11 protein-coding genes are annotated in these 13,221 nt (G+C 73.2%); 7 read left to right on the plus strand and 4 right to left on the minus strand.

Translation table 11 applies throughout. From position 1 onward, the window contains the following. Window positions 1-48 precede the first annotated feature (48 nt). Window positions 49-948, plus strand: a complete 900-nt coding sequence (locus DY240_RS10595) for a LysR substrate-binding domain-containing protein (RefSeq protein WP_119659878.1) — start codon at window positions 49-51, stop codon at window positions 946-948. Window positions 949-1,127: 179 nt separating this feature from the next. On the opposite strand, the gene DY240_RS10600 is transcribed toward DY240_RS10595, so the two are convergent. Next, a complete protein-coding gene (locus DY240_RS10600) occupies window positions 1,128-1,457 on the minus strand; it encodes a TfoX/Sxy family protein (protein WP_119659879.1) in 330 nt (109 codons plus the stop codon). Between the two features lie 82 nt (window positions 1,458-1,539). Here DY240_RS10600 and DY240_RS10605 point away from each other — a divergent pair, with 82 nt between their 5' ends. After that, complete coding sequence (locus tag DY240_RS10605; RefSeq protein WP_119659880.1) at window positions 1,540-2,586, plus strand: hypothetical protein; 1,047 nt, start codon at window positions 1,540-1,542, stop codon at window positions 2,584-2,586. A gap of 64 nt (window positions 2,587-2,650) precedes the next feature. Next, complete coding sequence (locus DY240_RS10610) at window positions 2,651-3,187, plus strand: dihydrofolate reductase family protein (RefSeq protein WP_119659881.1); 537 nt, start codon at window positions 2,651-2,653, stop codon at window positions 3,185-3,187. Here DY240_RS10610 and DY240_RS10615 read toward each other — a convergent pair. After that, window positions 3,177-3,782 (minus strand): CGNR zinc finger domain-containing protein, encoded by a 606-nt coding sequence (locus tag DY240_RS10615; protein WP_119659882.1) that lies wholly within the window; start codon window positions 3,780-3,782, stop codon window positions 3,177-3,179. The two genes, DY240_RS10610 and DY240_RS10615, sit on opposite strands and share 11 nt — an antisense overlap. A 37-nt stretch (window positions 3,783-3,819) precedes the next feature. On the opposite strand from DY240_RS10615, the gene DY240_RS10620 reads away from it, so the two are divergent. Further along, entirely contained in the window at window positions 3,820-4,995 is a 1,176-nt protein-coding gene (locus DY240_RS10620; protein ID WP_119659883.1) for an MFS transporter, read from the plus strand. Here the strand turns inward: DY240_RS10620 and DY240_RS10625 are convergent. Then, on the minus strand, window positions 4,985-6,070 hold the full coding sequence (locus DY240_RS10625; protein ID WP_119659884.1) for a LacI family DNA-binding transcriptional regulator: 1,086 nt from the start codon (window positions 6,068-6,070) through the stop codon (window positions 4,985-4,987). The two genes, DY240_RS10620 and DY240_RS10625, sit on opposite strands and share 11 nt — an antisense overlap. A gap of 19 nt (window positions 6,071-6,089) precedes the next feature. Then, entirely contained in the window at window positions 6,090-7,637 is a 1,548-nt protein-coding gene (locus DY240_RS10630) for an FAD-dependent oxidoreductase (RefSeq protein WP_119659885.1), read from the minus strand. Between the two features lie 183 nt (window positions 7,638-7,820). Here DY240_RS10630 and DY240_RS10635 point away from each other — a divergent pair, with 183 nt between their 5' ends. The 3 genes from DY240_RS10635 to DY240_RS10645 form a co-directional block, all read left to right on the plus strand. Next, the gene (locus tag DY240_RS10635; protein ID WP_119659886.1) at window positions 7,821-9,485 is read left to right on the plus strand and encodes an FAD-dependent oxidoreductase; all 1,665 of its coding nucleotides are present in this window, start codon (window positions 7,821-7,823) and stop codon (window positions 9,483-9,485) included. Next, window positions 9,478-11,022 (plus strand): FAD-dependent oxidoreductase, encoded by a 1,545-nt coding sequence (locus tag DY240_RS10640; protein ID WP_147375275.1) that lies wholly within the window; start codon window positions 9,478-9,480, stop codon window positions 11,020-11,022. The genes DY240_RS10635 and DY240_RS10640 overlap by 8 nt, the downstream gene beginning before the upstream one ends. Next, window positions 11,019-13,221: glycoside hydrolase family 38 N-terminal domain-containing protein (locus DY240_RS10645; RefSeq protein WP_199701266.1), on the plus strand; the 2,203-nt coding region annotated here is incomplete at its 3' end. The genes DY240_RS10640 and DY240_RS10645, both read left to right, overlap by 4 nt.

Consider the following 13,221-nt stretch of genomic DNA (forward strand, 5'->3'; position numbering starts at 1 on the left):
TAAGGGCTATAAATGTCATCAGGAAACTCAATGACCGGGGAGTAGCCCGTGTTCGATCCGGTGCATCTGCGGACATTCCTGGCAGTGGCGTCGACTCTGAGCTTCACCCAGGCGGCGCAGCAGCTGGGCATCAGCCAGCCGAGCGTCAGTCAGCACGTCCGGCGCCTGGAAGAGGCGGCGGGCCGGCAACTGCTGCTGCGCGACACCCGCATCGTCACGCTCACCGACAACGGCGAGGCGATGGCCGGCTTCGCCCGCTCGATCCTCGCCGCCCACGACGAGGCGGCCAGCTACTTCACCGGGACGGCGATGCGCGGCCGGCTCCGCTTCGGCGCCGCCGACGACCTCGCCCTGGCCCAGCTGCCGGCGGTGCTGCGGGCGTTCCGGCAGCTGCACCCGCGGATCAACCTGGAGCTGACGGTCACCCAGACCCGCACGCTGATGCGCCGGCTCGAGGCCAATCAGCTCGACCTCGTCTTCATCAAGGAGTTCCCCGGCGAGACCGTGGGCCGCGTCGTCCGCCGCGACCGGCTGGTGTGGATCGGGCTGCCCGGCACCCAGGTCCGACCGGACGAACCGATCCCGCTGATCACCTACACCGCGCCGTCGGTCAGCCGCGTGACGGCGCTGCGGGTGCTCGCGGAGTCCGGGCGCAGCTGGAAGATCACCTGCAAGACGCTGGAGGTCAACGGCGTCCTGGCCGCGGCGCGGGCGGGCATCGGCGTCGCGGTGTTCCCGAGCAGCCTGGTCCCGGCCGACCTCCAGGCGCTGCCCGCCTCGGTCGGCCTGCCCGAACTCGGCGACATCGACTTCACCCTGCTCTCGAACCCGCGGTCCCCGGTCGAGCCCGTGGAGGCCCTCACGTCGGCGATCCTCGGCCAGCCCTTCGCCGCCCGGCCCGCCACGCCCGCCGTCTCGCCGCCGCCCCAGGCGCCGCCGGGCGGGTGATGCGATCGGGCGTGTTGACACTGGTGCCAACTGTTGGCATCAGCGTCAACATGCTCGACGTGAACTGGGCGGGCGTGCGGGCTCAGGGGCGGTGATCGTCGAACTCCCAGGACCGGATGCGGGCCGATCCGCTCGGCGAGCTCGTCCCACGTGGGACCAGCACGTCGGTCGCGAGTGGCCTACTTGGGCGGGAGGCTGCCGGCGAAGTCGAGGCCGCGGCCGACCCAGCGGCGCAGGTCGTCGTCCTCGGCGAGGGCGGCGGCGTCGACGACCAGCCAGCCCTTCATCGGGCGGCCGGTCATGTCGAACGGCCGGGCGCCGGGCTCACCGAGTGCCGCCTCGTGCTCGTCGGCGGGCAGCCGGACCATGAGGTCGTCGTGGTGGACGCCGCAGGCCATGTTGCCGTTGACCAGGAACGCGATGCCGCCGAACATGCGCTTCTCGGCGACGTCGAGGCGGTCGGCGACGATGTCGCGGATGCGGGTGGCGAGCCCTTCGTCGTAGGCCATGGGGCCAGCCTGCCAGCCGAACGGCGCGATCGGCAGAGGGGCGATGTCTCGGAAGGTCGTTCCAGGTGGCATCCGCCCGGCAATGCGCGGCGTCCACAAGCTCTGGTACCACGCGTACAACCGCGAGCTCGCCACCTACTTCACCCTCTACGCGACGTCCCCGGACGGCCGGCACTGGACGAAGCCGCCACTCGGCCTGGTCGAGTACGACGGCTCGACGGCCAACAACATCGTCGGCACCATGCACAGCCCGACGGTGATCAAGGACCCCGACGACCCCGACCCGGCCCGCCGCTACAAGATGCTCGCGTTCGAGTACGGGCCCGAGCAGGGCTACACCGTCTACTTCTCGCCCGACGGGCTGCGGTGGACGCCGTGCGACTGCAACCCGGTCGACCCGGGTGCGGACGTCGCCAACATGTTCCACGACCCGAACACCGGCCTGTACACCGTCACGTGGAAGCAGCCGCACGTCTACGGCATGCCGGTGGTGCCGTGCGAGGGCCGCTACGTGGGCCTCCCGTGGATGTACTCCTACGCCGGCGCTGGCGAGGCGGGTACCGCGGGCGACGGGCCGATCGACGTCCAGCTGGCGTTCAGCGACGACCTGCGGGACTGGCGCCGCGACGACCGCCGTCCCGTGATCCCGCGCGGCGTGCCGGGGTCGTGGGACTACGGCATGGTCTTCACGTCCAGCGCGCTCATCGAGTCCGGCGACGAGCTGCTGCTCTACTACGGCGCGTGGAACGGCTGGCACGGCACCACCGACCGGCAGGCCGCCATCGGGCTGGCCCGATGGCGTCGCGACGGGTTCGCCTCGCTGATCAACGGCGGCGATCGGCCGGGCACCGCGACGACGACCCCGTTCGTGGCGACCGGTGACGAGCTGCGGCTCAACGCCGCGTTGAACACGCGCGGCTCCCTGCGGGTGGAGGTTCTCGACGAGAACGGCGACCCGATCCCCGGGTTCGGCCTCGACGAGACCCGGCCGATCCTCGGCGACCGCGTGGACCAGCTGGCGCGCTGGCGGCGTGGCGTCTGGTCCGACCTCGAGGGCCGCACGGTGTGCCTGCGCTTCCACCTCGATGGCGGGCACCTGTACTCCTACCGCCAGCAGGACGCCGGCTGAGCCAAGGGCGCGTCGCGGGCACGGATCGGCCGCCTGCCCGCGACGCGCCCGATAAGTTCGGGGGATGGGCAAGGTGCTGTGGCACGTGACGATGTCGGTCGACGGTTTCATCGCCGGGCCGGAGCACGACATGGACTGGGTGTTCGAGCAGCCCGCACCCCCCGAGGCGTCGGCCGACGTCGCGCCGCGGGTCGGCGCGATCCTCTGCGGCCGCCACACCTACGACGTCGGGCAGCGCGACGTCGGCAAGGGCAGCGGCGAGGCGTTCGAGGGCGCGTGGTCCGGCCCGGAGTTCGTGCTGACGACGCACCCGCCGGAGTCCGACCCGGTGGCGTCGCGGACGTTCCTCTCCGGCGACATCCGCGACGCCGTCGCGACGGCGCGGGCGGCGGCCGGCGACCGCGACCTGCTCGTGCTCGGCGCCGACGTCGCCCTGCAGTGCGTCGAGGCGGGGCTGGTCGACGAGCTGCTCGTGCACATCGCGCCGCTGCTGCTCGGCGACGGCGTCCGGCTCTACGGCGGTCCCGGGCGCGAGCGCGTCGAACTCGAGCTCGTCGAGGCCACCGGCGCGGTGCTGCGCTACCGGGTGCTCAAGCCGTAGCGGCACTGCCTCGGGTCGGCTCCCGCCGGGACGCCCGGCGCGTCCGGCGGTGCCGGACGTTCTTGACCCGGTTCTGACAGACGATGCCGCAGAAGCTGCGGGTGCCGTTCTTCGAGCGATCGACGTAGGCGCGGTCGCAGTCAGGCGCGGCGCAGACGCCGAGCCGACCGGCTCCCGCACTGCCCAGGGCCATGGTGAGCGCGGCCGCGCAGCCGGCGGCCCAGCCGTCACCGAGCCGGTCCGTGGGGCCGTGGAAATGCATGTCCCACGCGCTGCCGTGCTTGTCCAGCCGCGGCATCGGCCGAGCCCAGGACAGGAGCTCGTTGGTCGCGGCCGCGGCCGAGTCGAGGTCCTCGTCGGCGGCGGCCTCGAAGATCCGCCGCGCGTCCTGCGCGAAGCGTGCGAGGACGCGCACGTCGCGCTCCTCGACGGCGGGCCGTCGCCCTTCTCGCGCGAGGATGCCGCCCAGCTCGTCGCGCAGTTCACGTCGGGACGGGACGTGAGCCGGCCGGCCGCCGGCGTGAACGCAGGTCTGGGCGTTGACGAGGTCGGCCGCGATCTTGAGCAGGTCGACGACGTGACTGTCAAAACGCATTTGAGCAGTCTAGCCGTCGCCTCTACGGTCGGACGTCATGACTGACAAACGCTGGTTCGCCAGTCGCCGGGCGTGGCCGGGCCGGGAGCTGCCCGGAACCGTAAAGGTGCTGCTGGTCGCACGGTTCGTCAATCGGATCGGCGCGTTCTCGATGCCCTTCCTTGCCGTGCTTCTCGTCCAGGAGCACGGGGCGTCCGTCCGCACGGCCGGCCTCGTCGTGGGGGCGTTCGGGGCCGCGTCCATCGTCTCCCGCCTCCTCGGTGGCCGGCTCGCCGCCGTGGCGGGGCCGAAGGCCGCGGTCGTGATCGGGCTGTGCGGCACCGCGGGCGCCCAGCTCGTCATCGCCCTCGCGTCGGCGCTGGTCGTCGCCCTGGCCGGTGCGGTACTGCTCGGACTGTGCTTCGAGATCCACGAGCCGGCGAGCCAGGGGATGATCGCCGATGTCACGCCCGACGATCTCCTTCCGGCCGCCTACGGGCTGCTCGGCGTCGCCTTGTCGGCGGCCGGCCTGGTGGCCGGACTGATCGCCGCCGTCGTGGGGCGCGCCGGCCTCTCCTGGCTGTTCGCCATCGACGCGGCCACCGCCCTCGCATGCGCTCTGCTCATCGCCACCGCCATGCCGGCGCCACCGCGCCACGGCCAGGCATGGTCGGCGAGGGCCCGGCCCTGGGCGGACCGGCGGCTCCTCGTGCTCATGGCCACGGGCACCGCCTTCGCCACCATCGCGCTGGCCATCCCCATGGCCATGCCCATCGCACTCGCGGCCGCCGGCCGCGAGCCCGCCGAAGCGGGCCTGCTCACGGCGCTGGGGGCGGTGGTCATCGTGGTCGTGCAGCCGCTCCTGCGGCAGCGCGCCGATCCCGACCGGCGCATGGTCAGTGGGTACCTGCTGCTTGCGGCCGGTCTCGCCATCGCCGGCACCTTTCCTTCCCTCGCCGGTTACACGGCCGCGACCATCGTGATGGCACTCGGCGACGTCCTCCTGTTCGGGTACGCCCCCACGCTGGTGGCGCGCCTGGCGCCGGACGGGGCCAGAGCCGCCTACTTCTCGGTCTACGGCATCATCTGGGGCATCGCGCTGACCGTCGGGCCGCCGCTCATGGGCACCGCGCTCGCCCATGGCCCACGTACCTTCTGGCTCGTCGCGGCGGGCGCCATGCTCGCCACTGGCGCGGTCCACCGCCTGGCGGCCAGAGCGGTCGTCAGGCCGTAGCCGGGCGCGGCGGCGACACCGAGCCCTCGAGCGTGTGCGTGCAGGGCAGCAGGATCTGCCGCTCGTAGTCGCCGCGCGGGTCGGTGATCAGCGACGTCAGCAGCCGGACCGCGCGGCGCCCCATGGCGTTGCGCGGCACCTGCAGCGTCGCCCACTCGCGCCCGCCGGACTCCGGTCCGGGGTCGTCGACCAGCACGACCACCGAGAGGTCGCCGGGGATCGACAGCCCGCGCAGGCTGGCCATGGCGGTCAGCACGCGCAGCTGCGCCACCGACTCGATCATGACGACGGTGGTGCCGGCGGCGAGCTGGTCGTCCAGCCACTGGGCGGTGAGCTCCTCGGGCCGCTCGAACGCCGGCGTGGGCACCGGGAGCCCGAACCGGCCGAGCGCGCTGCTGAACCCCTCCCACCGGTCGATCTGCGGTTCGTCGCGCAGTGTCTCGCCGAGGTAGGCGAAGGTGCGGTGACCCATCGCCACCAGCTCGTCGACGATCTGGACGGTGGCCGAGCGGTAGTCGCCGCCGACGTAGGCGATCTCGGCGCCGGGCACCTCGCGGTGACCGATGTACACGAACGGGTGGCCGTCGTCGGCCAGCCGGGCGAGGTCGTCGCGGTGGGTGTGGTGGCCCAGCAGCAGGCTGCCGGTGGCCTGCCGCAGGCTGTTGACGCCGTCCTGGTAGATGCGCCGGACGCCGTCCTCGTCCTGCGCGGCGGTGAACAGCACGAGGTTGTGGCCCTCGACGCCGGCCTGCTCCTCGATGCCGCGCAGGAACTCGAAGTAGTAGTCGCGGGCGCTGGTCGGGAAGATCGGCTCGAAGGTGTGCACCCCGAGCAGCAGCGGCGACGCCGGCTGCTTCACCGCCTGCGAGCCCACGTACTTCGGCTGCACGGGCGCGACGTAGTTCAGCTTGCGGGCCGCTTCGACGACGCGGCGCTGCGTCTCGGGCGAGATGCGGGCGTGCTCGGCGGCGCCGGCGAGCACCATGGACACCGTCGACTGCGAGACGCCGGCCTCGCGGGCGACGTCGGCCTGGCGCGAGCGGCGGCTCACCGCAGTGTCGTCCGTGTTCGTCACCGCTGTGTCACCCCCGTCCTCAGTCTGCGGCCGGCGCGGCCAGGATGGCGCCGCCGAGCTCGAGCTCGCGCCGCAGCGCGGCGTACTCGACGTCCTGGCACGCGACCTTATCGGTGATCGCCAGTCCCGCTGCGACACCCGCGGCCTCGCCGAGCATCATGAACACCGGCTCCATGCGGGCCGACGCGAACGCGACGTGCGAGGCGGAGATGGCCGAGGCGACCAGCAGGTTGGCGCACTCGCCCGGACGCGGCACCAACGCCTGGTAGGACACCCCGAACGGAGCGGTCAGCGGCTGCTGCACGTTGCCCTCGTTGCGCGGCTGCCCGTCGACGAGCACGCGCTTGGCGTTGTGGGAGTCCATGACGTACGACGCCAGCGCCACGGGGTCGTCCGCCAGGGCCGCGCCGGTGGCGTCGTGCTGGGTGATGACGTAGCCGGACACCATGCGCCGCGCCTCGCGGATGTACAGCTGCGCCGGCCAGTGCGAGCTGTCGGTGAACTCGCCCGGCGCCAGCCCGAACCGGTTGGTCTCGTCGCGCACCGACGCCGGCAGCCGGGGGTCGGTGGCCAGGAAGTGCAGCAGCCCCGCCTGGTAGCGCACGTGGTCCTGGAAGATCTCCTCCCGCCGCACGTAGTCGCCCTCGGGCCAGTCGTAGTTGGCGCCGATGTGGTCCGACGAGAACGCGCCGTGGTTGTTCATGTCATAGACGTCGCCGCGCACCGGCGTGGTGCGGCCGAACAGCTCGTAGCCGCCCGCCTCGACGTAGCGGCGCAGCAGCTCGTAGCGGCCGGGGTCGTAACCGGCCGGCCGCGGGAACGGCAGCCGGTCGGGCGCGGTGGTGACGTGCAGCCTGAAGTTGTACGCCTGGATGCGCCGGTCGCCGTCGCCCACCTCGCCGTACGGGTCCGCCGAGATCCCCGGCAGCAGCCCGGACGCGGGGTCGCCGGGCACGACGTACGGGTCGACCGGCAGCTGGAACTGGTGGTTGATGCTGTGCTGGACGCCCGCCGCCGGCTCGTCGTAGACGGAGGACGCCTCGCGGCCGAGCGTATAAGTGACGCCGGCCGCCGCCAGCAGGTCGCCCTCGTAGGAGGCGTCGACGTAGACCCGCGCGCGGTAGGCGCTGCCGTCGTCGGTGCGCAGCTCGGTGATCCGCTCGCCGTCGCGCTCGACCGAGGCCAGGTGCCGCCGCCGGCGCACCGTCACCCCGGCGCCGGCCAGCCAGCGCTCGAAGATCGCCTCGCCGACGTGCGCCTCGACGTCCCAGTGCGGCGCGGGCGCGCCGTAGGCCGCCGCGACGTCGTCGTAGAACGCCCGGGCCAGACCGCCGACCGTCCGGGCGTCGCCGACGTCGGTGGTGCCGAGCCCGCCCGTCGTCATGCCGCCGACGTGGTCGCCGAAGGCCAGCAGCACCACCGACAGCCCGCCGCGGGCGGCCCGCACCGCCGCGGTGACACCGCCCGACGTGGCGCCGTAGACGACGACGTCGGCCTCGGCGTCCTCGGGCGGTCCGGCGGGCGGATGGTAGTAGCGCAGGCCGGGCAAGGCGGGTTCGGGCGTCATGGCTGAGGTTCTAGCATCAGCAGCGACCAGTTGTCTATCGCTGATATCAGCATGACGATCTCCACGGCCTCAGCGCGGACATTGCCTCTTGACACCGAGCCGGGACGTGGCTGTAGCGTGACCGAAACATTGTGGCGGGTGCCACATCAGCAAATATCAGCAGCATGCGGAGTGAGGTCGGTTGTGACGGAACTGAAGACTGATCTGCTGGTCGTCGGCGGTGGCCTCGGCGGCGTGGCGGCGGCGCTGACGGCGGCGCGGCTGGGCCTGCGCGTCGTGCTCACCGAGGAGACCGACTGGCTGGGCGGGCAGCTCACCGCGCAGTCGGTGCCGTCCGACGAGCACCCGTGGATCGAGACGCCGCACATCTCGGCCGGCTACGCCGAGCTGCGCACCCGCATCCGCGACTACTACCGCCGCAACTACCCGCTGACGCCCGAGGCGGCGGCCGACCCCACGCTCAACCCGGGCCTGGGCAACGTCAGCAAGCTCTGCCACGAACCGCGCGTCGGTGTCGCCGTCATCGACGAGCTGCTGGCCGGCTGGATCTCCGCCGGCCGCATCAGCGTCCGCTACCACCACGTGCCGGTGGCGGCCGACGTCGACGGCGACCACGTCACCGCCGTGACGCTGCGCGACGTCCGCACCGGCGAGACGGTCACCGCCACCGCGCCGCTGATCGTCGACGCCACCGAGCTGGGCGACCTGCTCGAGCTGGCCGGCGTCGAGCACGTCATCGGCGCGGAGTCGCACGACCAGACCGGCGAGCCGTACGCCGCCCCCGTCGCCGACCCCACCGACCAGCAGGCCATCACCTGGTGCTTCCCGCTGGAGTACCGGCCGGGCGAGGACCACACCATCGCCAAGCCCGCCTCCTACGACCACTGGAAGACGCACGTCGACCCGTTCTGGCCGGGGCCGCAGCTGTCCTGGGAGAAGATCGACATCCACACGATGTCGGGCAAGGTCAACCGCATCTTCGAGGGCGACATGGACGCCGTCCGGCTGCCCGACCTCTGGCACTTCCGCCGCATCCGGGCCCGCACGCAGTTCCGCCGCGACGTCGTCGACACCGACATCTCGCTGGTCAACTGGCCGAACATCGACTACTGGGAGGCACCGCTGCTCGGCCCGGGGGTCGACGACGCCGCCCGCGAGAAGGCGTTGCAGCGGTGCAAGGAACTGTCGTTGTCGTACCTGCACTGGATGCAGACCGAGGCGCCGCGGCACGACGGCGGCACGGGTTACCCCGGCCTGCGGCTGCGTCCGGACCTCACCGGCACCGACGACGGCCTGGCGAAGTACGCCTACATCCGCGAGGCGCGCCGCATCAAGGCCCGGTTCACCGTGCTCGAGCAGCACGTCGCCGTCGTCGACCGGCCCGACGGCGAGGGCGCCGAGCAGTTCGCCGACGCCGTCGGGGTCGGTCACTACAACATCGACCTGCACCCGAGCGCCGCCGGCGTCAACTACGTCAACCTCGAGACCTACCCGTTCCAGATCCCGCTCGGCGCCCTGCTGCCGGTCCGGGTCCGCAACCTGCTGCCGGCGAACAAGAACATCGGCACCACCCACATCACCAACGGCTGCTACCGCCTGCACCCGGTCGAGTGGAGCATCGGCGAGGCGGTCGGGGCGCTGGCCGCGCTGTGCCACGCCGACGGCACCGAGCCGCACGCCGTCGGCGACACACCCGCCCGCGTCGAGGACCTGCAGCGGCTGCTCACCGAGACCGTCGGCGCGCCGGTGCGGTGGCCCGACGACATCCGGCGCACGCGCCCGTCCGAGACGGTGAAGAACGCGACCCCGGTGCTCGCGCTCCCCGAGAAGCGGGTGCGCCGTGCCTGAGCCCACTGAGAGCCGGTACGACGTCGTGATCTACGGCGCGACGCTGGCCGGCATCATGGCGGCGCTGCGGCTGAAGCTGCGGGGGTACACCAGCCTGGTGCTCGAGCCGACCGGCCACGTCGGCGGCATCGTCGCCGGCGGGCTGGTGAAGTCCGACACGCCGGGTGTCGCGGCCGCGCTGGCCGGGCTGACGCAGGACCGGTTCTTCGCCGGCATCGGCGCCGAGTACGCGGCCGAGGGCCTCGACGACCCGAAGGCCCAGTACCTGTTCGAGCCGAAGGTGGCCGAGCGCGTCGCGTGGCGGCTGCTCGAGGAGGCTGGCGCGACGGTCGTGCTGAACGCGCGCCTCCACGACTTCGACGACGTCGGCGTGCGCGGCGGCCGCATCGTCGCCGTCCGCACCGACGACGGCTGGCGCCGGGCGTCCTTCTTCGTCGACGCCTCCTACGAGGGCGACCTCATGGCCGCGGCGGGCGTGCCGTACGCCGTCGGCCGCGAACCGGCGTCGCAGTACGGCGAGACGTACGCCGGGTTCCAGCCCGGGCGGGCGCACCGCATCCGGTCGTTCCGGCCGAACACCGGCTTCCCGGTCGGCCCGGTGCCCGACACCGCGCCCGGCGAGGGCGACGCCAAGGTGCAGGCCTACAACTTCCGCGGCGTGCTCACCCGCGCGGCGGACCGCCTGCCGTTCCCCAAGCCCGACGGGTACGACCCCGCGCTCTACACCCACCTGCGCAGCCTGCTGGAGCACCGCGGCATCCCCGGGCTGTCGTCGATCGTCACGCACACCGCCGCGCTGCCGCACGGCAAGTTCCAGACCAACCAGGCGCTGTTCATCGGCTTCGACCTGCCGGGCGTGAACTGGGACTACCCCGACGGCGGCTGGAAGCGGCGCGACGAGATCATCGCCGAGCAGGTCCGCTGGCACCAGGGCATGCTGTACTTCCTGGCCAACGACCCGTCGCTGCCGGAGTCGTTCCGCGCCGACGCCCGGACGTTCGGCCTGCCGCCCGACGAGTTCACCGACAGCCCCTACGGCGCCGGCTTCCCGCACGCGCTCTACGTGCGCGAGGCCCGCCGGATGATCGGCGAGCACGTGTTCACCGAGCACGACACCCACCGGCCCGGCAACACCAAGCCCACCGCGGTGTGCTGCTGGCAGTACGGCCTCGACTGCCACATCGTCCAGTACTACCCCGAGGGCGACGACACCATCGTCGGCGAGGGCTCGACGACGGGGTCGTTCGTCAACGCGCCGGCCGACCTCTACCAGCTGCCGGCCGAGAGCCTGTTCCCGGCGCGGGGGAGCGTCGAGAACCTGGCCGTGCCGGTCTGCTTTTCCGCCAGCCACGTCGGCATCCTGTCGCCGCGCATGGAGCCGGCGTACGGCATGCTCGGCGAGGCCGCCGGCGAGCTGGCCGCGCAGTCGCTGCGCACCGGCCGGGCGGTGCAGGACTACGACTACGCCTCCCTGGCCGCGGCGCTGACCGAGCACGGCACCGTGCTCGAGCTGCCCGAGCTGGAGGCGGCGGCATGATCCTCGCGACCCCCGGAGTGGACGTGCCGGCGTTCCAGCCGGGGCCGCTCGACGCCGCGGCCGGCTGGCGGGACCACCGGGTCGAGCTGCCGTTCGCCGTCGACGAGGCCGCCGGCCGCGTGCTGCGGCTGGAGTTCGACGCCGGCCACGGTCCCTGTCCGGACCTGCTGGTCGAGCTCGACGGCCGGAGCGGGCTGTTCCACCCGGCGGTCGTCCGCGAGGACCGCGCCGAGGTGTACCGGCACGGCCCGATCGCCGGGTCGGTGGTGCTGGAGGTCCCGCTCCCGGCGGAGTGGCTGGCGCCGGGCGAGCACCTGCTCGCCCTGACGACGACGCTCGACGCCGCGGCCGCGACCGGCCCGGTCGACGTGCCCGCCGACGCGCGCGGCGGGCGGCACCGCGAGCAGTTCGGGCACCACTTCGGCAGCGGCATCACCTGGCGGAGCCTGAGGCTGGAGCCGTCGGACGGGACGGCCGGTACGGCGGGGCCGAGCGCCCGGCTGCGCGGCACCCCGCTCTACCCGCTGGCCGGTGGGCAACTGGCCGAGCTGACGGTGGACGTGCCGGCCGGCGCGTCGTGGCCGTCGGCGGCGACGGTGGTCATCGGCGGCGAGACGCGCACGATCGAGCTGGGCCGCGAGGGCCGCGACTTCGGGCAGGTGCGGGTCCGGTTCCCGGTGCCCGAGCTGGCCGAGCCGGCCCCGGCCACCGTCGCCGTCGATGACGGGACGGCCGCCGCGTTCACGCTCCAGCCGCAGCGGAAGTGGACCGTCCACCTCATCCCGCATGTGCACCTCGACGTCGGCTACACCGACGTGCAGGGCAAGGTGCTGGAGCTGCACAGCCGCAACCTCGACCGCGCCCTCGACGTGCTGGACCGCGACGACGCGTTCGCGTTCTCCGTCGACGGCTCGCTCGTGGTCGGGCAGTACCTCGCGACGCGGTCGGAGAAGCGGGCGCAGCGGGTGCTCGACGCGCTGCGCTCGGGCCGGCTGTCGGTCAACGCGTTCCACAGCCTGTTCCTGTCCGGCGTCGCGAGCCTGGAGGAGGTGTACCGCGCGGCGTACCTGGCCGCCCGGCTGCGCGACGACTACGGCGTGCCCGTCGGCTACGCGAACCTCACCGACGTGCCGTCCTACAGCGCGGCGGTCCCGTCCATGCTGACCGCTCTGGGCATCGACGCGTTCGTCGGCATCGAGAACCACCACCGCGGCGGCAACGCCGACAGCGACCTGCAGCACCTGGCCAGCCCGGTCCAGTGGGAGGGCGTCGACGGGTCGCGGGTGCTCACCCACTTCTCCGACACCTACTCCCAGCTCCGGTTCATGGCCGGCGACCCGCAGACTGTGGCCGGCGGCGCGCACGCGCTGGTCCGGCTGCTCGATCGGTACGAGCGGCCCGACTACCTGCCGCACGACCTCGCCGTCATCGGCACGCACGCCGACAACGAGGACCTCGCCGACGGCGACGCCGCGTTCGCCGCCCGCTGGAACGCCGTCTACGCCTGGCCGCGGGTCGCCGTCTCAACCATGGCCGGCTACCTCGACGCCGTCCGCCCGCTGGCCGACCGGCTGCCGGTGTGGCACGGCGACGGCGGCAGCTACTGGGAGGACGGCGTGGGCACCGGCGCCGTCGTCATCGCCGAGCACCGGCGCGCGCAGGTCGCGCTGCCGACGGCGGAGGCGCTGGCCGCGCTGGTGGCCCGGGCCGACGACACCTACCGGCCGCACCGCGCCGCCCTCGACGCCGCCTGGGACGGCGTGCTCTACGGCAGCGAGCACACGTGGACGTGGTCGCACGCCAACGCCCACCCGCACGGCGAGCAGGTCGGCGACCAGCTGGACTGGAAGCGGCACCAGGTGCACACCGGGTTCCGCACCGCCGTCGACGAGACCCGGCGGGCACTCAGCCAGCTCGGCGAACTGGTCACCACGGCCGGCCCGACGGTGCTCGCGTACAACCCGCTGGCCTGGGCCCGCGACGTCGAGATCGAGGTCGAGGCGCCGGCCGGCACGCTCGACGGCGAGGTGCTCGCCGACTGCAACGGGCTGCTGCGCTACCGGATCACCGTGCCGGACGTGCCGCCGTTCGGCTACCGCACGGTCCCGCTGGGCGCGGCACGGACGCTGGCGCCGGGCGAGGAGGACGGCTCGGCCGCCGGCGGGCCGGCCGCGGCGGGCGACGGCGGCTGGGCGCCGG

Source organism: Jiangella rhizosphaerae (assembly GCF_003579925.1).
Taxonomy (GTDB): Bacteria; Actinomycetota; Actinomycetes; order Jiangellales; family Jiangellaceae; genus Jiangella; species Jiangella rhizosphaerae.